We start from the raw sequence: 25,665 nt of genomic DNA, 5'->3' as shown, positions 1-25,665 counted from the left end.
TGTTAATTAACATCCTGATTTGTTCGCTTGTCACGGCCAAGCGATCCAAATTGCCTTGGTGTGGGTGTCAGTATTTTACCAATGGCAAAGATGGCGCCATCGAGATCTCGTTGTGGATTGGTTTCTATGGTGAAGTTTTTGCCAAGGCGCAGCCAAAGCCGTTTGGCTAGAACCGGATTGGCCAGTTCGCTGCCACTGACGTACACCTTTTGTATGCCGACGTTCAGATCAAGGTGCTCAACCCAATTGGCAAGGTAATCGGCAAGGGAGTCCATCATGGCAAAGGCTAGTTTGGGCGTGTCTGTATCACCGGCAAGACGAAAACTCATTAGTGTTCCCAGAGTCTTACACCAATTAATCGCTCTGACTGCTTCGCCTTTGACCAGTGGATAATCAATTCGCGGTGCTGTCTGGCCGGTAAACTTTTGAGCTTCACTGAGCAGCGCATCACTTAAATATTCCACTGAGGGTTTATCCCGACCCTGTGCCAAACCGAGAATACAGGCTGCCATAGCCCAAAGCCCCTGCAGATTGCCTCTCTCAAACGTAGGCTTAAAAATAATGTCCAGCAGAGCCAGGCACTCTTGCGGATACTTGGCTTTGAATTTTTCCAGCAGGGTGCGTTGTGGGCTTTCCATTAACAGCCGGTATATTTCATAGCCATTATCAGGAAGCGGAGTCTGGCGGAAGAAAACCTCTTCAGTCCCGATACCATCAACGGAGGCGATTTCCAGAGGACCCGCGCCACCAAGGTAAAGGCTGCAATGATGAGCAAGCTGTTTTCCACTTTGGGCTGTCAGGCCTTTCAGTGCTGTCAGTGCGGGAGCATTTACAGAGCCTGCCTGTGTCAGCGGCGTTATGGTGAGGCAATCTGGTTTGCTCAGGATGGCCTGATAACCATTATATTGAGTGTTTTCTTCGTGCGCGGCAGTACGCAAAGATGCGTTGAAAGCAGAAACTGATTTTATTATGTGCCAGCGCCCATCCAGGGCACAGATATCCGGTAAATGGGCGTCACCGCCAAGGCCAAACACATAATCAATGCCTTTTACCCTCAATAGTTCACATAAAACCAATTCCAATCGGGTACTGGCGAACCTGACCCGGTAACTGTTTGCTTTAAGTCTGGAATGCTCGGCCTGCGGCAACAGCCTTAGTCTGGGTTTTTCTATGCTGGAGAGGGCAAGCACCTCTGAGTCGTTGGCAATCAGGTTGGCATTGAGATTATTGGGATTAGTTACAATAAGAGTATCCCGCAGCGCGTTACCCTGAAGGCTGTATTGCCGTCCATCCATTTCCGCGCATTCGCCGGCGATGATGGCGTTCGCTGCCAGCCTTAGCTGCTCAAGGCTCAATTCTTCTTTTACTGAGCGCTCGCCTTCGCAATGTGTACACCCCCGTTTCACCGAGCCAAAAAACGGACTTTGATTGTCACCGATGATGGAGAAGCAATGAGCACAAAACGCTAAAGTCTGCGCTGGCTCCAGCCCGGCAGAGGCAGGCAATAGTTCCGCTTCATCCTGAGTGGCATTCAGTGGAACCACTCTGGCATCGAGCAGGAAACATGACAGCGGAAACTCCCTTGCCAGGGTGTCGGCAAAGGTTTCCAGTTGCTGTTGCCTGCCCTTTACCTGCAAGCTGTAGCGAAAGCCATGGTCAAGCTGGTAACACAAGGCCTGAGCCTCGCCCACGGTTTGTTCAAGTTTTTGGGCATACTGGGTCAGGGTGCGTCCGTAGAATGGCACCTCCCGGGAGGTATCAAATTCGAATGTGATAGATTTGATGTCGGGATGCGGGTCAGATGACGCTGTTATTGAATGCATGAGGTGGTCTCCTGATAAATGGCATCCTGAAACAGGCTCTGAATTGCCTTGTCGGCCACCTTTTGTGTGGTGAAGCCCAGTGACTGGAGATGATTCAGTAAAGCTTGTTCCATCACAGGCACCGAAGCCAGTAATGCGGAAGTTAACCCCAAATGCATGGGTTCCAGTACGGTAGGGGTAACCCCCAGGACAAACGTTTTGGGTCTGTCGCCGAGCATTTCCATCATGGTCAGGGTTTGCAGCATCTCTACTTCATGGGCGCTGCCCTGCCAGTCAATTTCGGCCGGAGCGGCATCAAAATCAAAGAAATAGACTTCTCCGGGGAGTACGCCGGGGGCATTGACGGTATCACACACGATAAGATGGTCATATTTGGCAATGATGGGGGTAAGTCCCTGGGCAAGAGTGCCACCGTCGAGAATATCAAGTGAGTGTTGCGGGTGGGTAAAACGGTAGTTTTCAGCGATATAATTGACAAAATGCACGCCGACACCTTCGTCGGCGAACAGGATGTTGCCAATGCCGAGTAGCAGGACTTTCATCCTTTCTCCTCCTGTAACCCATCAGTGGGCTTCACCAAATGCGGTGTTTACAAATGCCGCGCATGCCTCATGAGTGCTCATTCTGACGGTGCGCGGTTGGGAAACTGCGCCATGCTTTGTCCTCCCTGGAACTGACATGGCGCAAAAGGCATCAATGTTTATGGTAGTCATAACCGGAGACGATAGAATCTACCGAGTTATGCTTGAAGCGAATACCTGTCCACACGGCCATGTATACGTGGATAACCACAAACACGATGAATACCCAGGTAAAGTAGTGATGCCACAGCCGCACTTCTGCGAGGCCTCCCATCCAGGCGGTGAGGGTGCTTGCCATGCCCCACAGCATACCGCCCATACCTTCATGGTATACATTGGCATACAGTATCAGCCCTGTAACGCAGATTGCGCCGGCAATAACCGAAATCGCAAAGTAGGTCACAAATTGCAGCGGACCATATACGCCGGCCTTGTTGAGCTTACCCATCCAGAGGTAGGACTTAAGCTGGGTGATCCAACTTTGGATGCTGAGCACATCACGGATTGAGCGTCGCTCGATATCGTGCTTACTGAAGAAAAACAGATAAGCACGGGCGAGGGTGACGGCGCAGAGCACAAAGCCGAAAATCAGATGGGCAAAACGCACCCAGCCCTGCACCAGTACGTCACTGGAATCCGGCGCCACTAAAAACGGCCAGGCGAGGTAGAAACCTGTGATAACCAACACGAGTATCGCCAGTGCCCTTAGCCAGTGGAAAATCCGGATAGCAGCGGTAAATATAAACTCCCGCTGATAGCCACCAGTGTGTTCTGTCTTATGGCCGCCCGCGGGCGGCGTCTTGACTTGGGTGTTCATAGCACCTCCTCAATTCCCGTAGCCGGTAGCGCCACTTGGCGACACTTTGAACTCAGACAGGCTCGCGCCCTTGAAGTCCATCACGTGTACCGAGCAGGCCATGCAAGGGTCGAAGGAGTGGATAATGCGAATAACCTCCAGCGGCTTGGCGGGATCTTCAAGCTTAAGCCCGATGAGCGATGCTTCATAAGGCCCAATCTTGCCGTTGGCATCCTTGGGGCCGGCGTTCCAGGTGGTAGGCACTACCGCCTGATAGTTCTCCACCTTGCCGCCCTTAATGCGGATCCAGTGACTCAACATACCCCGTGGCGCTTCAATCATGGCGTGGCCAACATACTCTTTGCTGGCATCGATTTCAGGCTTCACATAGGTGCTTTCGTCGGACTGAATATTGGTTAACAGTGCATCGAAGGTACGCAGGCCTTCATCGGCCACAATCACAGTTTGCAGCATACGTGCCGCGGTGCGGCCAAGGGTGGTAAACAGCGCTTCCACCGGCAGACCGGTGCGTGTCAGCAGCCCATTGACCGCATCCACCACTACCTTGTTGCCGCGGGCGTAGCTCACCAAAAGGCTTGAGAGTGGACCCACTTCCACAGGCTCGCCGTTGTAGCGGGGTGATTTCACCCAGGAATACTTGCCGTCGCCATCCAGGGTCGGCAGCTTGCCATAAACAGTGTCGCGCTCTACAAAACCGGTGTAGTTGGGCACTGTGGTGCCATCGTAGGGGTGCTGCGCCTTGTCCGCGCTGTACCAGGCGTGGGTAACGTCCTCGGCAATCAAATCCGGATTGATGTCAGTCACGCCAGCGAGGTCGCCGTTCATGATCACGCCGCCATTGAACATGTACTCGCCGTCCGCCAGCACAAAGTCCTCGGTGGCAAGGAAGTTTTTCACATTCACGCCGCCAAGCACCGATGGCTCAGTGCCAAAGGCTTCGGCCGCCATCACGATATCGGCCTGATAGGCACGCTTGATAAAGTCGGTGACATAAGCGTGTTTTTGCTTCCATTCCTGCAAACGTGCCGGACTTAACATGTCGCGTACCGAGGTCACGCCGCCTACGACCAACGACTGTGGGTGAGGCTGCTTACCACCGAAGATGGCCAGCATTTCGGCCGCGACCCGCTGAACTTCCAGCGCTTTTAAGTAGTGGGACAGGGCAATCAGGTTCTGCTCAGGGGTGAACTTATAGGTGCCATTACCCCAGTAAGCATTGGCGAAGGGGCCAAGCTGGCCTTTTTCCACAAAGCCTTTTACCCGCTCCTGCACCGCGCGAAGTTCGCCTTCACCGGCGGCAATCGGCTTGTCGGTGTATTTGAGCGCTACCTGGGCCGCCTTGGCAGGGTCAGCGCTTAAGGCTGAGACCACATCCACCCAGTCAAGGCCATGGAGGTGATAGAAGTGCACTATATGGTCATGCATATAGAGCGAGGTTTGCATCAGAGATCGCAGGTATCTTGCATTCAGCGGGATTTTTATCCCAAGGGCGTTCTCCACCGCTTCGGTACCACAGCGATAGTGGGAATAGGTACAGACGCCGCAAATACGTTGCACAATAAGCCCCACGTCCATGGGGGTGCGACCCTTGAGGATAACCTCAATACCGCGCCACAGGGTGGAAGAGGACCAGGCGTTTTGAATGACATTGTTCTCATCTACCTCGACCTCGATGCGCAGGTGGCCCTCGATGCGGGTGATGGGGTCGATAACTACACGTTGGCTCATGATTTAGTCCTCTTTGGCCTGAGCAAATACACTGGCAACGGCATGGGCGCCGATGCCGACCACTGTTGCACCGAGAATGACGGCGCCTATGGTGTCGGCGGTGGCATCAAGCCCATGCAGGAGTTGCCGGCCAAGTGGCTTCTCAAAGTCAGCCATGTCGTCCCAGAAGTTTGGCTCGGAGCAACCCATACAACCATGGCCAGCGAGTACCGGCCAGCTGGTGTGATGGTTAAAGCGCTCGGTGGGACAGTTGTTATAGGTGTAGGGGCCTTTACAGCCTACCTTGTACAGGCAGTAGCCCTCTTTGGCACCGTGATCGCCGAATTCCTCAACAAATTCACCGGCATCAAAACGGCCGCGGCGTTCACAGTTGTCGTGTACCCGGGCACCGTAGGCCCACTTGGGTCGGTTGAACATATCCAGCGCCGGCAGTTTGCCGAACATGATGAAGTACATCAGGGTACCGACGATGTTTTTCTCACTGGGCGGACAGCCGCCTAAGTTAATCACCGGCTTACTGATAACTTCATGTACGCCTTTGGCGCCGGTGGGGTTGGGGTAGGCTGCCTGCACTCCACCGAAGGAGGCGCAGGTGCCCACAGACACAATGGCTGCCGCGCCTTCTGCCGCATGCTTGATAATTTCAAGACCGGTGTGGCCTTTGCAGCCCACGGTCAAAAAGGCGCCGTTATTGGCGGTGGGGACGGCACCCTCAACTGCGAGCAGGTAATTGCCCTTATAGGTTTCCAGGGCGTGTTCGAGGTTTTCTTCGGCCTGCCAACCGGCCGCGGCCATCAGGGTCTCGTGGTATTCGAGGCTGATGTGGTCAAAAATCAGGGTATCCAGATTTGGCGTATCGGCTCGCACCAGGGATTCAGAGCAGCCGGTACATTCGGCCATGTGTAACCAGATAAGCGGTACGCGGTCGGCGAGCTCAGCCGCTTCGGCCACTAGGGTTGAGAAGGGCAAAGGCAGCGCCAGCATGGCGGTAACCGAGGCGCTCCACTTCATAAAATCACGACGGGTAATGCCATGTTGAGCCATTTTGTCAAAGATGGTCTCTTCGTGGCGCCTTGGCAGTGAACGCAGCGTTTCAAGCCGCTGCTTTCCCTGCTCGTATAGGGCTGCATGTGTATCCATGGTGACGACCTTTTTTTGTTTTTAAAGTTGTAAACATGCCTTTTGCATGCACGACATTTCAGGGAAAGTGTAGGAAGGCTGGCCGGTCATATTATTGATACACGTCAAGCTTTTACCGAGCTACTCTTGTATCGGACATGTGACATCTTTGTAACATGAGACGCTTCAAACTTTTCCGGCGATCCGGGTCAAAATGTCTCACTGCGTGAATCGCGCTGATGGGCTTCACAAACTGCGGACTTTCCCGTTAGCAGGGAAATCCGTAAGCTTATAGATAAGAAACACTTCATCCGGTGGGTAGATTGGCGATGAAATACAGGGCAGAACCACTGCTGGCAATAAATACCAGTACCTTATCAGGCAGGCTCCGGTTAGGTTTGATGATAGTCACACTGTACGCGGCCGGAATATTTTTTTCTGTAGCGGCGCCAGGCCTTGAACATCAAATGATAGATAGCAATGGTCATGCTTTTTCAATGTCCGATTACCGGGGCAAGGTAATCTATGTGGATTTTTGGGCTTCATGGTGCGGACCATGCCGAAAGTCATTTCCCTGGATGAATGAAATGCATAATCGCTATAAAGACCGGGGGCTTATAGTGATTGCCATCAACCTGGACTCCGACATGAAGGATGCCAGTCCTTTTTTGGATGAACTAAATCCTGAATTTGTAATTGGCTATGATCCCGAGGGAAAGGTGGCCAGAAGCTTTGATCTTCTGGGTATGCCATCCAGTTTCGTATTTGATAAAGCGGGCAACCTTATCAACAGCCACGTCGGATTTTTCTCGGAGCAGACCAGTGATTATGAGGCAGAATTGGTAAAACTGCTGGAGCAGCAATGATGCAAAAACTGAAGGCCGGATATTTCCTGGTATTGATACTGCTGAGCCAATTATCAGGTTGCGCTTCTGTTGAACCCTGGGAGAAGTCGGCATTTGCCCGGGAGGATATGCAACTTGCCGCTGAAGAGTTGGATTTGGCACTGGATGATCATATTTACTTCAGTAAAGAAGGCGCCAGTGGTGGGCGCAGCTTTAGTGGCGGTGGTTGCGGATGCAACTGAAGAAAGCCAGCTCCCGGAGTAATACCGCTGCCACCGGAAAGATTGGAATTGCAGCCGCCATCAGCTTATCCAGCCTCAGTATGATTGGTTTTGATGCAAATGCTGCAGATACGATTGATGAGTCATCATCAAAAGATGGCTCCTTGGCCCCCTTCATGTCGGGCTGGGATATTGATGCTGCGGTGCTTTGGTATCGCGAGGATATGCGTGTACAGGCAATAGAGGCGATTATCGCCGGGCACAAACCATTATCTGACAGTGAATCTGTAAATGTAAAAGTGGTGATAGACAGTCTTTCCGGCGCCTCAGCTTCCGGTGCCGTGGCACAGCCGGCAATTCAAACCTTCACGCGTCCTTCCGGTAAGGGGCAGTATAAGGTTGAGGCGGGGCAAGTTCCTCTGGATGACACGTTTCAGGATACCAGGCTGTCTTTAACCGCGGGTTGGAGCAAAGCACTGAATATCGGCAGCAAGGTGAACGCCAGCGTTTATGCGTCCAAAGAGTTTGATTACCTTTCACTGGGAATGAGTGGCGGGGTTGAGCAAGGGTATTTCAAAGACAACACAACCCTGAGTCTGCAGGCTGCAATTGGATATGACTTGTTGGATGCGGTCGGTGGTCGGCCGGTGCCGCTCAGCACCATGGCTATTCGTAAAGATTTTGCCGATGAAAACGCTTTTTGGCAGGCGTTTGATGCCAGTCGCCAATCGGGAGTAGGTGATAAACGTATCGCCGAGCTTAAATTGGGATTAACACAGATTATCAGTAAGCAGACTCTATTGCAGGTTAACTATGGTGTCGGATACAGCAGTGGCTATTTAACTGACCCCTATAAATTGATTTCATTACTCAACAGTGACGGTATCGCCGAGTCCTATATCTATGAATCCCGACCTGAAAAGCGCATAAAGCACAGTGCTTTTATCCTTGGCAAAACCGCGCTGCGAAAAGGCGTTGCCGAATATTCTTACCGTTATACCCACGATGATTGGGGGCTGGACTCCCACGCGATTGAGGCACGATATCGATACTATTTCAGTGGTAAATCGGCCCCTTTTCTTCAGTTTCATTTACGCGCTTACCAGCAGACGGGGGTGGATTTTTACAGTCCCTATATTAGTCAAACCGAGCCGCTTCCTGAGTATATAAGCGCCGATTACCGGATTGGTCGTATGGACACCTGGACTTTGGGGTTGAAAGCCGGCTGGCGTATGCAGGACGGTGATGAAGTTTCAGTTAGGCTTGAATATTACCGCCAGCAACCTTACGGCAATCCATCGTCACTGAGTGGGTTGCAAGGCATTGAACTGTATCCTCAATTGAATGCAGCTCTGTTGCAATTCAATTACAGCTGGAATTGACCCACTATTAAAATCCTGTATCGGGATTGGATGATTCAAGAGCATGGCAAACGATACCCGTCACAAAGAACACAGCGCTGGGCCTTCTTCTTGTCGGGACAGCGACTGTCGATTCAGTTTTAACGCCATGGCCAGTGACTGCGAATTGCTTATTCGTGGCGCCAACCAAGTTGTCAGTGAACAACTGATTGCAGTGGCGTTGGCGGAAGTAAGACGTATTGAATCCAAATACTCACGTTTCCAATCAAATAGCGAACTTTCCCGTATCAATCGTCATGCCGGGGAGCCTGTCAGCATAGACATGGAAACCTTTGGGTTACTGAATTTTGCAGCGGATTGCTACCGGTTGTCTTGTGGACTGTTTGACGTAACCATAGCCCCTTTGCAACGCCTTTGGGGCTTTGGATTACATCAACAATGGTTACCAGAACCTGAGGCGATAATGGCAGCACTGAGCCATGTTGGCTTTCACCGCATAAATTATGATGACCGGGTTTTGGTAATGCCTGCGGATATGACGCTCGATTTTGGCGGTATTGCAAAGGAGTATGCAGCGGACAGAGCCTTACTGCTGATGAATCGTTTTGCCTTGTCAGTGGGTGAGGCGGAAATCAGCTTGTTGGTAAATCTTGGAGGCGATATAGCAGCAAGCCCTGCCTACTGGAATATAGGTATTGAGAGTATTGCTGATGGCTCCATACCGGTAGAAACCCTTTCTTTTAACGGTGGAGGGATAGCCACCAGCGGTGATACCAAACGTTTTATTATCCAGAACGGCAGGCGGGTCGGTCATATTTTATCTCCCCGAACGGGCTATCCGGTTGAGGGCGCTCCGCGCTCGGTTACTGTGGTGGCTCCCAGTGCCTCGGCAGCGGGTTTGATATCGACGCTGGCAATGTTAAAAGGTCGGGGCGCGGAAGATTTCCTAAAAAATGAACAATTACGATATGTCATTCAGCGATAAAGCCGATAAAAAGCCCGGCAATGCCGGGCTTTTTAACATCTAACATCTGGATTCAGAAAAGACGGTTACCATCCACAAGTACGACCTGCTTCGGTGTTTTCTTTGTCAAGCCAGGTTTTTAATGGTGCAAAGTAATCGAGCACTGCGCTGGCGTCCATCTCTTTGCTGCCGGTGGTAACAGCAAGCGCCTCGGGCCAGGGTTGACTTGCACCCATTTCAAGCATTTGATTGAGCTTGGCGCCGGCTTGTTGATTGCCATAAATAGAACAGCGATGAACAGGCCCCTTATCCTGGGCAATATCACACAGTGAGCGGTGGAACTGGAACTGCAGAATATGAGCCAGGAAATATCGGGTATATGGCACGTTCCCCGGTACATGGTACTTGGCGCCCGGGTCGAAATCCGCTTCTGTGCGTTCTACCGGTGCCATCACACCCTGATATTTAACCCGCAGATCCCACCAGGCTTGATTGTAATTTTGCGGTGTAATTTCACCGGCAAATACTTTCCAGCGCCACTGGTCAATCATCAAACCAAATGGCAGAAATGCGACTTTATCCAGTGCCTGCTTCAGCAGCAGACCTATGTCTTTTGATGCATCCGGAACTTGTTCAAGCAAACCAATTTGCTGCAAATATTTGGGTGTAATAGACAAAGCAACAGTGTCACCTATGGCTTCATGGAATCCATCATTGGCACTGTTCTTAAATATAAATGGCTGATTTTTATAGGCTCGCTGGTAGAAATTATGACCCAGCTCGTGGTGAATGACGGTGAAGTCTTCAGCGGTTTTCTGGATACACATTTTGATGCGGATATCATCTTCGTTATCCAGATCCCAGGCTGAGGCATGGCAAACAACGTCACGATCCTTTGGCTGCACAAACAAAGAGCGGCTCCAGAAAGTGTCAGGCAGCTTATCGAAACCGAGTGAGGTAAAGAAGCCTTCTGCTTGCTCAACCATTTTGTGTTCGTCATAGCCCTTGGCTGCCAACAGTTCTGTCACATCATAACCAGGATCTGCATCTTTGGGGGCAACCAGCGGATATACAGTACCCCACTGCTGAGCCCACATGTTACCCAGTACATGCGCAGGAATAGGGCCGGTTTTGGGTACCACTTCATCGCCGTATTGCTCATTCAGCTCACCGCGGACGTAGCAATGCAAAGAATCATACAGTGGCTTGACCTGTCCCCAGAGGCGGTCGAGTTCAGCCGAAAAAGCATCAGGTGCCATATCATACTGGCTGCGCCATAGTTCAGAGAGATTCGCATACCCTAAGTCTTTGGCACCTTCATTGGCGAGTACTACTTCTCGCTCGAAAAGCGGACGCATTGGCTTGGCAATATCACGCCAACCAGCCCAGATTTCCTTTAACAGTTCAGGGTCACGGGATTCGGCCATCAAAGCCGACAGCTCTGGCTGGGTGAGACAGCGACCGTCAGCCAGGCAATATTTACCCTTGCCGTAAAGACCATTTAGCTCCGCAACGATACCGGCCAATTCAGCATTTTTTGCCGGATCCATAGGCGAGGGCAGCACAATGGCACTTCTGAGCATGTTGAGTTTACGGGTGTTGACTGCATCCAGTTCAACAGAGGCATACTTGGCCGCCTCGGTCGCAAGGCGTACCGATGTTGCTGTGACCTTTTCATTGACCGCAGCGGAGAGAGAGGCGGTATCTTCGGTAATAAAATTGCTGTAAATCCATTCCGCCCGATTGGCTTCCAGAGACAAGGCTGCAAGTTCAGCCTCTGCCTTTTCTATAAAGGCAATGGCATCGGCTGCTGTGACAACGGTGGCCTCGGCCACAGCTGGGGCTATGTCATTTTTATGTGTATCGGTATTGGTAGTATCGGCGTCTTTCTGGCAGGCACTCAAACTGAGCGCCAAGGCAATGCCGAGCGCCAGTTTGGCGGGGCGTAGCGAGCTGGACATCATTTTCGTTGCTTCCTTGTTATTATGAATCGACAAAATCTAACGAGAGCGTCAATAAAATACCATTGTTGCAATGCAATTGCGCTTTGAAAAAGCAAACACCTGTTCATATTTTGTTTGACAAGCCGTTTAGCTGTGATTAATTTAAACGAGTGTTTTAAATAAATCATAGGTCACGGAATGGCGAATCGATCCGACACCAAAACCCGAATTCTTGATGCTGCCGAAAAGTTATTTGCCGAACGCGGCTTTTCAGAAACTTCGTTGCGGCTGATTACCAGCAAAGCTGAAGTGAATCTTGCTTCGGTGAACTACCATTTTGGCTCCAAAAAGGAGCTGATCCGTGCTGTGCTTGCGCGCTATCTGGACGTATTTATGCCAGCCGCATCGGCAGAACTGGTTAAGCTATCCTCGCAAAGCAAGCAGGCATCCCTTGAAACCATCTTTTCTGCTTTGGTCAGACCGCTTTTGGATCTGAATAAGGTGCGAGTTGAAGGTACCCGGATTTTCCTGCAGTTGCTCGGCCGTGGCTACATAGAGAGTCAGGGTCACTTGCGTTGGTTTATCACAACACATTACGGCGAACACCTTGACAGATTTGTTCAGGTTGTCAGCCAGAGTGCCCCCCATATCCCACCTGCGGAAATGTTTTGGCGACTACACTTCACTTTGGGAACCGTGGTGTTCACCATGGCGTCTTCTGATGCCCTGATGGAAATCGCCGAAGCTGACTTTAAAGAACAGAACGATATTGAATCTGTTATCCGCAAAGTTATTCCCTATATGGCTGCGGGTGTTGCCGTGCCAGTTAATCAGGCATAACAGGAGTCATTGCCATGATCACATTGTTGTTATTGTTGGTGGCAGCCGTCATTGTGCTGTTCGCGGTAAAAGATTTGAGGATGAAATTCATTACTCAGCCGGTATTTGCTTTTTTTAAACGAGTTTTGCCGCCTTTGTCAGACACTGAGCGTGAGGCCATGGAGGCGGGTGATGTCTGGTGGGAAGGTGAGCTGTTTCGCGGTAAACCCAATTGGGAAGCATTGCATGCATATGGCAAGTCTTCGCTCTCTGCTGAGGAAAAGGAGTTTCTCGATAACCAGGTTATGACGGCAATGTCGATGATTGACGACTTCGATATCGTACATAACCGCAAAGATCTGCCGCCAGAGCTGTGGGACTATTTTAAAAAAGAAGGCTTTTTCGCGCTTATCATTCCCAAAAAGTACGGCGGTAAAGGTTTCTCGGCGTACGCCAATTCCACCATCGTTGCCAAGCTTGCCAGCCGCAGTGTCAGCGCCGCGGTAACAGTGATGGTGCCAAACTCACTGGGTCCGGGCGAGCTTCTGACTCACTATGGTACTACCGAGCAAAAAGATTTTTGGTTGCCAGCGTTGGCGAAAGGCGATGAAATCCCCTGTTTTGCACTGACTGGGCCTGAAGCGGGTTCCGATGCGGGGGCTATCCCGGATGTAGGCATAGTTAAGCAGGGTGAATTTAACGGCGAAGAAGTGCTGGGACTTGAGCTTAGCTGGAACAAACGTTACATCACTCTGGCTCCGGTTGCCACGGTGCTTGGATTGGCATTCCAGATGCAAGATCCCAACGGATTGCTCGGTGACAAAAAGCATCTGGGTATTACCTGTGCCTTGATCCCCACCAATCACCCGGGCGTTGAAATTGGCAATCGTCATAACCCACTGAATATGGCGTTTATGAACGGCACCACCCGTGGTGACAAGGTGTTTATTCCCCTTGACTGGATCATCGGTGGTCCCCAGTACGCTGGTAAAGGCTGGCGTATGCTGGTTGAGTGCTTATCTGCAGGGCGTGGTATCTCTCTGCCTGCACTGGCAACAGCTTCTGGCCATGTGGCGACCAAAACGACGACTGCCTACAGCTACGTGCGTAAACAATTTGGCATGTCCATTGGCCACTTTGAAGGTGTGCAGGAGGCGTTGGCGCGTATCATTGGTAATACCTACCAGTTGGAGGCCGCTCGCCGTTTAACAACTACGGGCATTGACCTGAAGGTGAAGCCATCCGTTGTCACCGCTATTGCCAAGTACCACATGACCGAAATGGGCCGTGACGTCATGAACGACGCCATGGATATTCAGTCGGGCAAGGGCATACAGATTGGGCCAAAGAACTATCTTGCCCATGCTTATATGGCAAACCCTATTTCCATCACTGTGGAAGGCGCAAACATTCTCACCCGCAGCCTGATGATTTTCGGTCAGGGTGCTACCCGTTGTCATCCATATGTGCTGGCGGAAATGGAAGCGGCCGGAATGGATGATGTCGATGAGGCTCTTGAGCGTTTCGACAATTTGCTGATGGGGCATATGGGCTATGCAACCCGTAATGCTTTCTCCAGTTTGTTTTCGGCACTTACCGGAAGTCGTTTTGCCCAGTCACCGGTCAGTGGTGAAACCAAGCGTTACTATCAACACCTCGGACGCATGTCGTCTGCTCTTGCGATAATGACGGATATGGCGATGCTTATTCTCGGCGGTGAACTCAAGCGCCGTGAAATGTTGTCAGCCCGCCTGGGTGACGTTTTGTCCGAGCTGTATTTGGCGTCCGCCACCCTGAAGCTTTATGAAGATAACGGCCGCCAGCATGATGACCTGCCAACGGTGCATTATGTGATGCAAACCCGACTGATGAAAGCTGCCAAGGCGCTTGACGATGCACTGCGTAACTTTCCGATGCGCCCTGTGGCTTGGCTACTGCGTGCACTGGTGCTGCCGCTGGGTAACCACTTTAAGGGGCCGTCTGACAAACTGGCTACCCAGGTGGTGCAAGCCATGCTCAAACCCGGACCTGCGCGGGATCGTCTGACCTTCCTTTGCCCATCATTTGATGGTGACATAGGCGGTATTGCTGAGGTGGAAGAGGCTTTTGTCGCTCAGTATGAATGTCGCGGTATTTATAAGAAAATCCGCGCTGCACAGAAGGATGGGAAGCTAAAAGGGAAGGGGATGTCTGCTTCCATGCTGGAACAGGCACTGGCGGCTGATGTTATTACCGACGAAGAACTGGATGCGTTGAAAAAGGCCGACTCGCTGCGTGTTGCAGCAATCAATGTTGATGAATTTGCGTCACTGTAAATTCCACGCCTGAGACAGAAACGCCCTGTGTTATTCACAGGGCGTTTTTCTTTTCAACTTATGGTTTGGACTTATCGGGATTGAGTCATTGAAAAGCACCTTATCCCGGGCTGCTTATTGTCCCATGTCAGCTACAGATTTCAGTTATTACTCCAAGGTATCTGCGGGCGTAGTCAGCACACGGTTACTTCTGAAAAACTGAAGGTTGCGCACATCTTTAATGGCATCGCCACTATTCATTGCCTGCACTTTGAATGGTGTCATGCTGGCTGCGGCAGGTGCCGGGCATGTTTGGTCCTGACGGTATTGCAGCGCTGCTGCCAGCAATGACTCCGCCGGATCACCCAGTTGGTGCGCAAAATCATCATCAAGATAACATCCGGGAACCGGCTCACCGGCAATTACCGGGCTGTTATTGGGTTCAAAGCCGTCAGCATAGTCACCGAAGCCTTTGTCGTTTTCCCCTCGGAATTGGATGCTGAAATAAGTGGTACCGCAATTGTCTGTCGGATAAAAACCATAGGGTTTGCCACAGGTGCGTTTGCCGATTTGAATGACGTCCACATTCACGCCCCGTAAACCGTTAATAATGGCTTCGGAAGCTGAACAAGTACCGGATGTGGTTAACAGGTACACCCGTGATAAATCCAGGTGCGGCAAACTCGCGCCCTGACTGTAGGAAAATCCAAGGCCGGTGTTGTAGAACGGCATTGGAACCAAAGTCTGTCCTGTTACCGGATTGGTACTTGTGTGCTTATCATTGAAGGTAGTGTTTTCAAAAACTTTATTTGTTGTACGCGATGGACCGGTAATCATGTAGCCAAGCTGGCTGGCAATGGCCAACAGGCCACCGCCGTTATAACGCACATCCAGCACCAAATCTTTAATTCCCTGAGATTTCAAGGTCGTGATGGCATCTACCAGCTCTTTTTCTGAAGTGGCAATGTGGCTGTTGAATTGCAAATAGCCCACGTTTCCGCTGGCAGTGGCAATGGCTTTGACATTTTGTACCGGATCCTGCACCACTTTGCCGGCTGTCATGGAAATAGTGCGTTCCGTACCGCCGGGTTCGCGGATTTTGAAAGTACTCGTTTTGCCATTGGTGCTGGGAAAGAAGGCCTCATTAAGGCTGTCCGCATCGCCGTCTCTCACCAGGACGCCATTGGCCTCGAGGAACTCAGTGCCACGAACTACACCGGCAGAAACCGCGACGCTGCCGGGTTCAGTGTAAGCGGCAACAATTTTGCGGGGAGGGCGAGACTGGAGCAGTTCAAATTCCACGCCATAGCCAACAGACTCTCCGGAATTGGACAGGGCTTGCCACTCATCGGTGGACATGCTGCCATGGAATCTGTCTTTGTCTGCGCCACTTGGCGCTTTTAACGGTGTTTTTAACTGCGCAAAATAGCTTGATACTGTGCTGAAAGAGTCAGGGTCATTGTCAGGTACTTCGCTGTACCAAAGATAAGTATTATTAGTCCAGGAGCGAAGCCACATTTTTTCGTGAAGTTCACTGCCGGATTTATCGCTGCTGCTTGCTCTTGGATTGGCACAGTAATTCTTGAATATCGCCTCATTGGCAAAGGAACCCTTTACCCAGGTGATATCGTTGCTACTGCCGCTGCTGTTATTACCACTATCTCCTGAACCGCCTCCGCATCCTGATAGTCCGGCGATAAAGGACATGACGAGGATGTACGTCTTGGTGTACTGCATATCAAAACTCCTTTTTATTAGAATACTGGTGACTCAGCTGGGAATTTTTTTGATGATATCACTGATAAGTTGATGAGCCAGCTTACAATCACGATCTGATAACAGACCAATACTATTTTGCAACCAGGGGCGCAGTTTGTCATTTTCATTCAGGCCCAGTAAATCGGACAGTTGCTGAGCTTTTTGTTTCAGAGACTGAATTTGGCCGGGATTTGCATCGACAGCATTAAGGCCGATGGTATTACGTAAGCCTGAAAGGGCGTAGCTGTATACCATGACAGCCTGTCCAAGATTAAGGGAGGGGTAGTCAGCAGCAAGGGGTACATAGCTGAACAGATCGCAGGTATTAAGCTCCTGATTGGATAAACCACTGGCTTCTCTGCCAAAAACAAGTGCTTTGGTTTTTGCTCCGCTAGTCAGAAGCGTGTCGCCCAATTCATGTGGCGTCAGGAAAGTGCGGGGGCTGCCTCGTTCTCTGGCGGTCGTGGCAATAAGTAAATCAAAATGTTGCCTTAGCTCGTCAAAACTGTCGTAACACTGAACATTATCCAATATATCCGTCGCACCATGCGCCACCCACCGTGCTTCATCTTCAAGATGAACTTTGCTTCCAACGATAATGAGATGTTCGAAACCCATGGTTTTCATTGCGCGGGCTGCAGCCCCCACATTGGCTGCACGGGCAGGTTCTACTAGTACGATGGACAACATGATCAAAGATACTCCACAGAATTCAGTGCCGTGCAGTATAACGACTTAATTGCTTGAGGCGTACATAAGCCGCCTTTACAGCGGCTTAACATGCAGCGAATTAATGTGCTTTTGAACTGTTGAGTTCCGGCTCTGCCGTCCATAGGCGGTATTTAAGCTCGGCGCCTTCAGGAATGTAAAACACCATCGGCAGCTTGCTGTTGTAGGCAAATTTATGATCGCCGGGAATGCGCACAAAGGCTTCGGTCTTGGCCTTATCGAAACAGGCCATCATGGTGCTTGGGCCGTCGGCGATTTCGGTCACTTCGTAGTAGGTGTAACCCCAGCCCTGGAGGTTGACGGATTTGAGCTCACCACGCAGGCCGTGCTTGTTACAGTCGACCAGTTTGGTTTGTCCAACCTGAACCTCAACCATGTAGTTCTGTTCGTTTTCAAGCTGTGGCAGGGTCAGGATGTGCTGCACCATCCCGGCTGTGGGCGCCGGAAACATCTTGCTGGCATCCCTGGCCTGATAATCGGCGGCATTAAAGTGCTCAGCGGTGATCATATTCTGATTGACTCCATCCGGATGGGCAGGGGAAGTGGCATTAGCCACAGACAGGGTTGCCAGAGAAAAAAGGCCGGTCAGCATCAGATTTTTTACAGAAAAGGGTTTTAGCATAATAACTCCTTGATAAGGGAAGACCCCAAAAATAGCTGGAACTCATACCCGCTGTATTCCTGTAAACGAGGCTAATCGGAAAAAGGGTTAAAGCCCACGAAAAAAATTTTTATTTTGTTTGACTAACGCAGCCTGTGAGTTATTTCACGTTTCAAATAGTTTGATGTTCAAACTAATTTAATCCACACTAAAACCGCGCTAACCTTTTGCCGTCAAATCTACAACAAGCAGTGAACTTATGAACACGCGTCCTTTTCATTCCGTTGCCAACTGGCAGCACTCCCACGATTTCTTCACGCATAACGATGCCGGTGAGCGCAGCACCCGCATTGTGCTGATCCTGACCGTTGTAACCATGGTGGCCGAAATTCTCGCCGGTACCGTATATGGCTCTATGGCGCTGCTGGCTGATGGCTGGCACATGGGCACCCACGCGGCGGCATTTTTAATCACCCTGTTTGCTTATCGTTATGCGCTGAAGCATAAAGACAACCCATCGTTCGCGTTTGGTACAGGCAAGGTTGGGGTGCTTGGCGGCTTTGCCAGCGCAGTTGCCCTTGGTCTGGTGGCACTTATTATGGTGATTGAGTCTGGTATGCGGCTGATTTCACCCCATGAAATTGCCTTCGACGAAGCGATTCTGGTTGCCATCATAGGTCTGTCGGTGAATCTGCTGAGTGCGTTTTTACTTAAAGACCACCATCATCACCACCATCATCACCATCATCATCACGGTCACCATCATGACCATGCTGATGACAACGGCCATGAACACGAGCACCAGCACGACCATCAACATATGCATGCCCACACCGATGCCGACGGCCATGCTCACTCACATCACCAGGATGCACACGGTCATGAGCATCATGTACACGAACATGAACATCACGGCCATCACCATGACCACAATCTGCGGGCCGCGTATCTGCACGTACTGGCAGATGCACTGACTTCCGTGCTGGCCATCGGCGCCTTGCTGGCGGGTAAGTTCCTTGGGTTGACCTGGCTCGATCCGCTTATCGGCATTCTGGGGGCAGTGATTATCGGTCGCTGGGCCATTGGTTTGGTACGCGATACCGCGCCTGTGCTGCTGGATGCCACCGGCAGCAAAGCCCAGCGAGACAGTATTAAGGCATTGGTGGCAAGCGTGCCCGACCATGGCATAAGCGACCTGCATATCTGGCGGATCAGCGCCGATCACAAGGCCTGTATTCTGGGATTGGTAAGCCATGCGCCCAAAGACAGTAGTTATTTTGTCGATCGCATCAAGTCAGAGCTTGGCTTTCACCATGTGACAGTGGAAGTGCATCGCTGCGACTGTGAGCGGCACGCGTGAGGCCATAAGGATCACCCCATGAACACTAAAGCGATGGATATCAATAAGCTGCTGGTTGAATTTTATGAGCGCTTTTCTGCGTGGGAACACCATATTGTTGAAGGCAGCGGTCTACCGCTGCCAATGATGCATACCCTTGAACTGCTCGGGCTCTACGGCCCGATGCGGATGACAGATTTGGCTGAAAAGCTTTGTATCAGTACAGGAACCTTAACGGTACGGGTTGATAAACTGGCAAGCGATGGCTTGGTGGATCGTATCGCCAATCCTCAGGACAGGCGTTCACTGCTGATTTCATTGACAAAACATGGGCATCAGCTCTTTAAGGAACACGATTTGGCTCATCTTGAGATGACTCAAACGCTGACCGGCGATCTGAGCGCCGATGATAAGGCCACGCTGCAGCGACTGCTTGGGCTTCTGACCGAGAAGTTCGATACGCTCACCTGATCAGCCCTGACTGAAACAAACCTTTACACTTGAACCCGGCAGGCGGTTGCGCCTGCTGAAAATTCAGATAATTTAGTGTCCTTATAACAATTATTGCGTTCGCAACATCACAAGGACAAACAATGAAACAACGGATACTGCTTCTTGGCGCAGCCTCTTTGCTCGCCTTCAACGTTGCCGCCGAAGGCGACGATCCCTTTGTCTGGCTCGAGGAGGTCGAGGGTGAAAAAGCCCTGGCCTGGGTGAAGACTCAAAACGACCGCTCCCTCGAGGAACTCAAAGCCGTGCCTGGTTACAACGCCTTGGTAGATAACGCGCTGGACATCCTTAACGATAAGGCGCGTATTCCCTATGCCGGCCGTATCGGCGATCACCTGTATAACTTCTGGAAAGATGAAGCCAATCCTCGCGGCATCTATCGCCGCACCACCATGACTGAATACGTCAAAGACGCGCCCCAGTGGGAAACCGTGCTGGATATCGATGCCCTTGGCAAAGCCGAAGGGGTTAACTGGGTATTCAAGGGCATGGACTGTCAGTATCCGAAGAACGTGCGTTGCCTGGTGTCTTTGTCCCGAGGCGGCGCCGATGCCGTTGAAATCCGTGAGTTTGACCTCTCCAGTTTAAGTTTCGTTCCCGCTGACAAGCAGGGATTCTTCCTGCCGGAAGCCAAGTCCAGCGCCAGTTGGATTGACGAAAATACCCTGTTTGTGGGGACCGATTTTGCCGAGGGCGATGCCTGGACCGACTCCGGCTACCCACGCAAAGTGAAAGTGTGGACCCGCGGCACTGACATTAAAGACGCCAAAGAAGTTTATGCCGGTAACAAGGCTTCCGTTGCCTCGTCTGGCTACGTGATTTGGGACGATAAAACGCCGCTCAAGCTGGTGTCTGAAGCCGAAACCTTCTATGAAGCCAGCTATAAGGCGCTGGTCGATGGCAAGCTGGTGGATCTGCCGCTGCCAAAGGATGCCGATCTCAAGGGCTTCTTTAAAGGTGATATCTTCGTTGAGCTGAAGAGCGAAATGAAGCTTGGCGCAATGAGCTTCCCGCAGGGTGCCATTGTTTATACCAAGGCCGACAAATTGCTGGCCGGTAAGCCTGAATTTGCGCTGTTTGTAAAACCCGACGCCAATTCATCCATCAGTCAGGTTACCTTTACCCGCAATGCGGTGCTGGTGAACTGGCTTGAAGACGTTAAGAGCAAGCTGGTGCGCTATCGTAAAGATAACAAGGGAGCGTGGCAGGGTGAAAACGTCGGTTTCCCAAGTAACGGCAGCATCAGCGTGTTCGACAGCAGCCGCGACAGAGACGATCTGTTTGTTACCTACACCAGCTTCCTCGAACCCTCCACCCTTTACAGTGTGAACGCCGAAAGTCTCAAGCGTGAGTCACTCAAGGCGATGCCTGCTCAGTTTGATGCCTCAAAATTTGAAGCAAAACAGTATTTTGCCACCAGTAAAGATGGCACCAAGGTGCCTTACTTTGCCGTGATGGCCAAAGACATCAAGCTCGATGGCACCAACCCAACTCTGCTGTACGGCTATGGCGGATTTGAAGTGTCGCTGCGTCCTTTCTACTCTGCCACCACAGGTAAGAACTGGCTGGAGCAGGGCGGCGTTTATGTGCTGGCTAACATTCGTGGCGGCGGTGAATACGGTCCAGGCTGGCACCAGGCCGCGCTTAAGCAAAACCGTCATAAGGCCTATGAAGACTTTGAAGCGATTGCTGAAGATCTGATTAAGCGCAAAATCACCTCGCCTAAACACCTGGGTATTCAGGGTGGCAGTAACGGCGGCCTGCTGATGGGTGCCGCCTTTACCCGCAGACCGGACCTGTATAATGCCGTCGTGTGTCAGGTGCCACTGCTGGATATGAAGCGTTATAACAAACTGCTTGCCGGCGCCAGCTGGATGGGCGAGTACGGCAACCCGGATGTGGCTGCTGAGTGGGATTACATTAAAACCTTCTCGCCATACCATAACCTGCACAAAGATACCCAGTATCCAAAAGTGTTCTTTACCACCTCTACCCGTGATGACCGGGTGCACCCAGGCCATGCCCGTAAGATGGTGGCCAAAATGGAAGACATGGGTTACCAAGTGCTGTACTTCGAAAACATGGAAGGCGGCCATGCCGGCGCGGCAGATAATAAACAAACTGCGGAACTTAATAGCCTGGCGTATGCCTACTTATTGAAGCAGCTTAAGTTGTAACAGCCGGGGATCGGCTCACACCTAAACAAAACCACCGAGGCTGCTGACGGCCCGGTGGTTTTTTATTGGGCATTTGTCCCATAGGCTGAGACTTTTGTTTTATTTTTTAATGTCACGTTTACAATAGGCACACTTTTGTCGGGCTTTATTTGGGGGAGAGTCAGTTTGAAGTCCATCGGTTTAAATCGTTTTACGTTTTTTGTCGCCCTGTATTACGCGCTAATTCTTAACATTCCCTTGTATATCAGGGCGTCCGAAGGGCTCAAGGCGCTGTCTCACATCGACTGGCTGTTTGTAGCCAGTTTACCCGTTCTGCTGACCTGTCTGCTGGCATTTATCTTCTCGCTGTTCAGCTTCAAATACCTCGCCAAGCCGTTTTTCATGGGGCTGACTCTGCTGTCGGCCTCAGTGGTTTATGGCATGTACAAGTACGGCATCGTGTTTGACCGTGCCATGATGGAAAACATCTTCGAAACCCACAGCGCTGAAGCCCTGATGTACGTGAACGCCGAGTCTATTATCGGCTTTGCCTTACTTGGGATATTGCCTGCGGTGCTGATATTCAAAGCGCCCATTGAATACCGGGTGTGGTGGAAAGAGGTGCTGCACAAGCTTGGGTTTATGGCCGCCATGTTGGCCTGCGCCGGTGCCATTCTTGGCGTCTATTATCAGGATTATGTGGCGTTCGGGCGCAACAACGATGATATGAAACAGCTGATAGTGCCGACTTATTTTATGGGCGCGGCGGGTAAGTATCTCAATCAGCGCTACTTTGAAACCCCACTGGTGTATCAGCCTCTGGGGGAAGATGCCAAAAACGAAACCACCGACAGCAATCAAAAGCCGCTCTTGACTGTGCTGGTGGTGGGTGAAACCGCCCGCTCGATGAATTATCAGTATTATGGCTATCAAAAAGACACCAATGCCCACACTAAGCCCTATAACCCTGTGGTATTTGCAGATGTGACATCATGCGGCACAGCCACCGCTCAGTCGCTACCATGCATGTTTTCCCGCATGAGCCGTGAAGAGTACGATGCCAGACGAGCCCGCGCGCAGGATAGTGCCATCGATGTGCTTAGCCACGCCGGGGTGCAGGTAAGCTGGATTGACAACGACAGCGGCTGTAAAGGAGTTTGCAGCCGGGTTGACAATGAGCTTATTCCACTGGATGACAGCCCTGAGCTTTGCGACGGCGAATCCTGCCTGGATGAAGTGTTACTGCGCCGCCTCGATTCCCTGCTTGAAAAGGGCGTGGAGAAAGACACCCTGGTAGTGCTGCACATAATGGGTAGCCATGGGCCAACCTATTACCAGCGTTATCCCGAGGCACACCGGGCTTACACACCGGACTGCCCCCGCAGTGATATTCAGAACTGCAGTAACGAGGCTCTGGTAAACACCTACGACAATACCATTCGTTACAGCGACTTCATCATAGCTGAAGTCATTAAGCGCCTGACAGAATTCGAAAACGTTGCCGACACTGCGTTGATGTACATTTCCGATCACGGCGAGTCATTGGGTGAGAAAGGTTTGTACCTCCATGGTGCTCCGTATGCGTTTGCCCCCAAGGAACAGATAAGTATCCCTTGGTTTGTCTGGCATTCAGAAAGTTTTACAACCGAAAACAAAATAAATGAGCAATGCCTGCGGCAGTTATCCGGCCCATGGTCCCATGATAATCTGTTCGATAGCCTGTTGGGATGGATGAACATCCAAACAGCTGTTTATAAGAGAGAACTGGACATTTTTGCAGGATGTCGTTTCTGAGCAGGAAACAAATAGCATTCTAATGCTGGCATTTTTGTGATGGCGTGGTGAAACTGAGGGTTGGTTTATGCTTAATTCGACATGTCTGAATAAAGACGAAAAGATAAGATATGGACAAAACTCGAAATAAATTCCTGGATCTGTCGGCCAGCATCTTGAGACAGGCCGTCCCGCAAATGTCGGCACTGGGTATACCGGTTACGCCTGAAAACTACGCTGTCTGGTATCAGTACTTTTTGGGGCAGGATTTGGCGCTGGTGAGTGCCATTGAGGCTCTGCTTTCCAATAAAGTGGAATTTAATACCGATGTTTGCCTCGGACTTTATAACAACTTTGTGTTGAACAAGGCTCCTGAAGTTCTTGAGAATGTTCAACTTGAAACCATAATGCTGATCAACAGTCTGCTGAGTCGAATAGGTCAGTTGTCGCAGGGCTCTGAGAGTTTTCAAACAAGTATTGAGTCATTTGGCAAGCAGTTACAGCAAGACAATGACCCGGAAGCTCTGCATGGACTGGTAAAACAGGTATTGGCGGATGTAGACAAGGTGCTGAGTGATCATGACCTGATACGTGACAGCCTTAGGTCCATGAGAGAAGAACTTGACCATTTGCAGAACGAAATTAACGAGCTCTCCGTCATTTCGGTGACAGACAAATTGACTGGCTTACATAACAGGCGGGCCTATGAAGATGAAGTTGCCCGTCAATTGGCTCAGGATGAACATAAGTGCTGCCTTCTGGTTATCGATATAGATTGGTTCAAGCACTTTAACGATACCTGGGGACATAACGCCGGTGATAAGGTGCTTGTTTATGTAGCCCACAATCTGAAAATGGGCGTTAAGGGGGATGACTTTGTCGCTCGTTACGGTGGTGAGGAATTTGTAATCCTCTTAAAAGATACTTCTGCAGCCAATGCCTGTCTGGTGGCTGAGAGCCTAAGGGAAAGAATTGCACACAAAACACTGAAATTAGGTAAGGATCAGGTTGATCTTGGCAAAATCACAGTGTCCATTGGTGTCGCGGAATTAAGGCGTCACGAAGAGCCGGAGGCACTGTTTGAACGTGCGGATAAAGCACTCTTTCAAGCCAAAAAGAGTGGACGGAATCTGATTAAATTGGCCAGAGACTGATATTCCCTGCGGGCATTGGCAAACTAATTTACAGTCACATTTTACATGGGTGATACCGGGGCAGTGTTTAGGCATTAGGTCGGTATCAGAATTTCCCCAGACTAAGTTTTATCAGTTAGTGACGCCAGTTCTTCTTCACGGTTTGTGTCTTTTAAGCGTTTTGCAACCAAGTCCATATGCATTTTGATTAAATGCTCATCCATGTCAAAGGTTACAGTAAAACCGAGGTTTCTCGCCAGATTGGCCATATTACGGTTTTCAATCATGGTGAACCCGGTGAGTACCGCTGTTTCATTTTGCAGGTAGTATCGAATGAGCTTTTCAAGCAGCAATTTTCCGAGGCCCATGCCTTGATGGTCGCTCCGGACCGCCATGGCAAATTCTGCTTCAGTATTGTCCGGGTCTATCGAAGCCCGCACTGCACCCAGGGTATATTCTTCGCCGTTACCGTCGTTGGCAGTGGCGATAAAAGCCATTTCCCGCGCGTAATCTATTTGGGTTAGAACTGCCATTTCTTCATGGGTCATCCGCTGCCGGGCACCAAAATAACGCTTGTATCTGTCTTCATCTGAAAGCGAATTATCAAATGCCAGATGCTTTGGCTCATCTTCCGGCAAAATCGGCCGCAGCATAACTTCGATGCCGTTTTTCAGGGTGGCAGTTTCTTCAAGCTCCTTGGGGTATGGCAAAATTGCCAGTCGGCTATTGTTATCGGTCACGCTGGCATCGAGTCTGAGGTTGATATCCAGCAGGGTGATGGTTTCGCCGGCGGCGAGCACCGGATTGAGATCCAGCGTCTGAATTTGTGGGCAGTCTATGACCAAGTGTGATATTTGGGTCAGCATAAGACATAAGGCCTGCATATCGAGTCCTGCCGGCAGATGACGGTCGCGCAGTTTGCCGGTTTTCAGTGCTTGAATAACCATGTAGCGCGCCAGCGCCATATTCAGCGGGGGCAGGGCAACCGCGGCATCCTTGGTGGGTTGCCATTCAGAGCCACCTTCTCCTAAACAAATGGCCGGTCCGAATACCGGATCGTTTATCACCGCAATCCGTAGCTCCTGTGCTCCGGCAGTAAGCGCCATTCGTTGCACGATCAGACCTTCGATAGCGGCTTCAGGGTTGGATTG

At 50.9% G+C, this 25,665-nt stretch carries 21 protein-coding genes; 11 read left to right on the top strand and 10 right to left on the bottom strand.

All coding sequences use genetic code 11. The features are described 5' to 3' along the window. Positions 1-2: 2 nt before the first annotated feature. From ABYK60_RS11230 to hyaA, 5 genes are all read right to left on the bottom strand, one after another. Entirely contained in the window at positions 3-1,823 is a 1,821-nt protein-coding gene (locus tag ABYK60_RS11230) for a hypothetical protein (RefSeq protein WP_372872114.1), read from the bottom strand. Continuing rightward, positions 1,811-2,365, bottom strand: coding sequence for a HyaD/HybD family hydrogenase maturation endopeptidase (locus ABYK60_RS11225; protein WP_372872113.1), 555 nt, complete (start codon positions 2,363-2,365; stop codon positions 1,811-1,813). The genes ABYK60_RS11230 and ABYK60_RS11225 overlap by 13 nt, the downstream gene beginning before the upstream one ends. Before the next feature lie 151 nt (positions 2,366-2,516). After that, a complete protein-coding gene (cybH, locus tag ABYK60_RS11220; protein ID WP_372872112.1) occupies positions 2,517-3,221 on the bottom strand; it encodes a Ni/Fe-hydrogenase, b-type cytochrome subunit in 705 nt (234 codons plus the stop codon). Positions 3,222-3,230: 9 nt separating this feature from the next. Further along, positions 3,231-4,949 carry a nickel-dependent hydrogenase large subunit gene (hyaB, locus tag ABYK60_RS11215; RefSeq protein WP_372872111.1) on the bottom strand — a complete coding sequence of 573 codons (1,719 nt, stop codon included), beginning with the start codon at positions 4,947-4,949 and terminating at the stop codon, positions 3,231-3,233. 3 nt (positions 4,950-4,952) lie between these two features. Further along, a complete protein-coding gene (gene hyaA / locus ABYK60_RS11210) occupies positions 4,953-6,089 on the bottom strand; it encodes a nickel-dependent hydrogenase small subunit (RefSeq protein ID WP_372872110.1) in 1,137 nt (378 codons plus the stop codon). 380 nt (positions 6,090-6,469) lie between these two features. Between hyaA and ABYK60_RS11205 the strand changes: the two genes are divergently transcribed. From ABYK60_RS11205 to ABYK60_RS11190, 4 genes are all read left to right on the top strand, one after another. Further along, on the top strand, positions 6,470-6,934 hold the full coding sequence (locus tag ABYK60_RS11205; protein WP_372872109.1) for a TlpA disulfide reductase family protein: 465 nt from the start codon (positions 6,470-6,472) through the stop codon (positions 6,932-6,934). Beyond that, positions 6,934-7,155: a DUF4266 domain-containing protein gene (locus ABYK60_RS11200; RefSeq protein WP_372872127.1), complete on the top strand. Its 222-nt coding sequence runs from the start codon at positions 6,934-6,936 to the stop codon at positions 7,153-7,155. Before ABYK60_RS11205 ends, ABYK60_RS11200 begins: the two co-directional genes overlap by 1 nt. Then, positions 7,146-8,516, top strand: coding sequence for a DUF3570 domain-containing protein (locus ABYK60_RS11195; RefSeq protein ID WP_372872108.1), 1,371 nt, complete (start codon positions 7,146-7,148; stop codon positions 8,514-8,516). The genes ABYK60_RS11200 and ABYK60_RS11195 overlap by 10 nt, the downstream gene beginning before the upstream one ends. Before the next feature lie 145 nt (positions 8,517-8,661). Further along, positions 8,662-9,480: an FAD:protein FMN transferase gene (locus tag ABYK60_RS11190; RefSeq protein ID WP_372872107.1), complete on the top strand. Its 819-nt coding sequence runs from the start codon at positions 8,662-8,664 to the stop codon at positions 9,478-9,480. Positions 9,481-9,545: 65 nt separating this feature from the next. On the opposite strand, the gene ABYK60_RS11185 is transcribed toward ABYK60_RS11190, so the two are convergent. Beyond that, positions 9,546-11,423 carry a M2 family metallopeptidase gene (locus tag ABYK60_RS11185; protein ID WP_372872106.1) on the bottom strand — a complete coding sequence of 626 codons (1,878 nt, stop codon included), beginning with the start codon at positions 11,421-11,423 and terminating at the stop codon, positions 9,546-9,548. A 177-nt stretch (positions 11,424-11,600) separates the two neighbouring features. Here ABYK60_RS11185 and ABYK60_RS11180 point away from each other — a divergent pair, with 177 nt between their 5' ends. Beyond that, positions 11,601-12,242 carry a TetR/AcrR family transcriptional regulator gene (locus ABYK60_RS11180; RefSeq protein ID WP_372872105.1) on the top strand — a complete coding sequence of 214 codons (642 nt, stop codon included), beginning with the start codon at positions 11,601-11,603 and terminating at the stop codon, positions 12,240-12,242. A 14-nt stretch (positions 12,243-12,256) separates the two neighbouring features. After that, complete coding sequence (locus ABYK60_RS11175; RefSeq protein WP_372872104.1) at positions 12,257-14,536, top strand: acyl-CoA dehydrogenase; 2,280 nt, start codon at positions 12,257-12,259, stop codon at positions 14,534-14,536. 147 nt (positions 14,537-14,683) lie between these two features. Here ABYK60_RS11175 and ABYK60_RS11170 read toward each other — a convergent pair whose 3' ends face one another. The 3 genes from ABYK60_RS11170 to eco form a co-directional block, all read right to left on the bottom strand. Beyond that, positions 14,684-16,252, bottom strand: a complete 1,569-nt coding sequence (locus tag ABYK60_RS11170; protein ID WP_372872103.1) for a S41 family peptidase — start codon at positions 16,250-16,252, stop codon at positions 14,684-14,686. Between the two features lie 33 nt (positions 16,253-16,285). After that, a complete protein-coding gene (locus ABYK60_RS11165) occupies positions 16,286-16,963 on the bottom strand; it encodes a tRNA/rRNA methyltransferase (protein ID WP_372872102.1) in 678 nt (225 codons plus the stop codon). Positions 16,964-17,063: 100 nt separating this feature from the next. Further along, complete coding sequence (eco, locus tag ABYK60_RS11160) at positions 17,064-17,624, bottom strand: serine protease inhibitor ecotin (protein ID WP_372872101.1); 561 nt, start codon at positions 17,622-17,624, stop codon at positions 17,064-17,066. Between the two features lie 238 nt (positions 17,625-17,862). On the opposite strand from eco, the gene ABYK60_RS11155 reads away from it, so the two are divergent. The 5 genes from ABYK60_RS11155 (at position 17,863) to ABYK60_RS11135 (ending at position 24,535) form a co-directional block, all read left to right on the top strand. Further along, positions 17,863-18,963 (top strand): cation diffusion facilitator family transporter, encoded by a 1,101-nt coding sequence (locus ABYK60_RS11155; RefSeq protein ID WP_372872100.1) that lies wholly within the window; start codon positions 17,863-17,865, stop codon positions 18,961-18,963. Between the two features lie 18 nt (positions 18,964-18,981). Beyond that, positions 18,982-19,413: a MarR family winged helix-turn-helix transcriptional regulator gene (locus tag ABYK60_RS11150; protein WP_372872099.1), complete on the top strand. Its 432-nt coding sequence runs from the start codon at positions 18,982-18,984 to the stop codon at positions 19,411-19,413. 122 nt (positions 19,414-19,535) lie between these two features. Then, positions 19,536-21,629, top strand: a complete 2,094-nt coding sequence (locus ABYK60_RS11145; protein WP_372872098.1) for a prolyl oligopeptidase family protein — start codon at positions 19,536-19,538, stop codon at positions 21,627-21,629. Positions 21,630-21,794: 165 nt separating this feature from the next. Then, positions 21,795-23,402, top strand: coding sequence for a phosphoethanolamine transferase (locus ABYK60_RS11140; protein ID WP_372872097.1), 1,608 nt, complete (start codon positions 21,795-21,797; stop codon positions 23,400-23,402). 110 nt (positions 23,403-23,512) lie between these two features. Further along, the gene (locus ABYK60_RS11135) at positions 23,513-24,535 is read left to right on the top strand and encodes a GGDEF domain-containing protein (protein WP_372872096.1); all 1,023 of its coding nucleotides are present in this window, start codon (positions 23,513-23,515) and stop codon (positions 24,533-24,535) included. 101 nt (positions 24,536-24,636) lie between these two features. On the opposite strand, the gene ABYK60_RS11130 is transcribed toward ABYK60_RS11135, so the two are convergent. Continuing rightward, on the bottom strand, positions 24,637-25,665 hold a 1,029-nt coding region (locus tag ABYK60_RS11130), incomplete at its 5' end, for a GNAT family N-acetyltransferase (RefSeq protein WP_372872095.1).

It is taken from the genome of Shewanella sp., from assembly GCF_041630135.1.
Classification (GTDB): Bacteria; Pseudomonadota; Gammaproteobacteria; order Enterobacterales; family Shewanellaceae; genus Shewanella.
The sequence above is the reverse complement of the archived record's forward strand: the minus strand, read 5'-3'. Positions and strand labels throughout refer to the sequence as shown.

Bases quoted from the DNA above. Each gene is read 5' to 3' on its own strand.
- ABYK60_RS11230 (WP_372872114.1), bottom strand. From the start codon at position 1,823: ATGCATTCAATAACAGCGTCATCTGACCCGCATCCCGACATCAAATCT.
- ABYK60_RS11225 (WP_372872113.1), bottom strand. From the start codon at position 2,365: ATGAAAGTCCTGCTACTCGGCATTGGCAACATCCTGTTCGCCGACGAA.
- cybH (WP_372872112.1), bottom strand. From the start codon at position 3,221: ATGAACACCCAAGTCAAGACGCCGCCCGCGGGCGGCCATAAGACAGAA.
- hyaB (WP_372872111.1), bottom strand. From the start codon at position 4,949: ATGAGCCAACGTGTAGTTATCGACCCCATCACCCGCATCGAGGGCCAC.
- hyaA (WP_372872110.1), bottom strand. From the start codon at position 6,089: ATGGATACACATGCAGCCCTATACGAGCAGGGAAAGCAGCGGCTTGAA.
- ABYK60_RS11205 (WP_372872109.1), top strand. From the start codon at position 6,470: ATGATAGTCACACTGTACGCGGCCGGAATATTTTTTTCTGTAGCGGCG.
- ABYK60_RS11200 (WP_372872127.1), top strand. From the start codon at position 6,934: ATGCAAAAACTGAAGGCCGGATATTTCCTGGTATTGATACTGCTGAGC.
- ABYK60_RS11195 (WP_372872108.1), top strand. From the start codon at position 7,146: ATGCAACTGAAGAAAGCCAGCTCCCGGAGTAATACCGCTGCCACCGGA.
- ABYK60_RS11185 (WP_372872106.1), bottom strand. From the start codon at position 11,423: ATGATGTCCAGCTCGCTACGCCCCGCCAAACTGGCGCTCGGCATTGCC.
- ABYK60_RS11180 (WP_372872105.1), top strand. From the start codon at position 11,601: ATGGCGAATCGATCCGACACCAAAACCCGAATTCTTGATGCTGCCGAA.
- ABYK60_RS11175 (WP_372872104.1), top strand. From the start codon at position 12,257: ATGATCACATTGTTGTTATTGTTGGTGGCAGCCGTCATTGTGCTGTTC.
- ABYK60_RS11170 (WP_372872103.1), bottom strand. From the start codon at position 16,252: ATGCAGTACACCAAGACGTACATCCTCGTCATGTCCTTTATCGCCGGA.
- ABYK60_RS11165 (WP_372872102.1), bottom strand. From the start codon at position 16,963: ATGTTGTCCATCGTACTAGTAGAACCTGCCCGTGCAGCCAATGTGGGG.
- eco (WP_372872101.1), bottom strand. From the start codon at position 17,624: ATGCTAAAACCCTTTTCTGTAAAAAATCTGATGCTGACCGGCCTTTTT.
- ABYK60_RS11155 (WP_372872100.1), top strand. From the start codon at position 17,863: ATGAACACGCGTCCTTTTCATTCCGTTGCCAACTGGCAGCACTCCCAC.
- ABYK60_RS11150 (WP_372872099.1), top strand. From the start codon at position 18,982: ATGAACACTAAAGCGATGGATATCAATAAGCTGCTGGTTGAATTTTAT.
- ABYK60_RS11145 (WP_372872098.1), top strand. From the start codon at position 19,536: ATGAAACAACGGATACTGCTTCTTGGCGCAGCCTCTTTGCTCGCCTTC.
- ABYK60_RS11135 (WP_372872096.1), top strand. From the start codon at position 23,513: ATGGACAAAACTCGAAATAAATTCCTGGATCTGTCGGCCAGCATCTTG.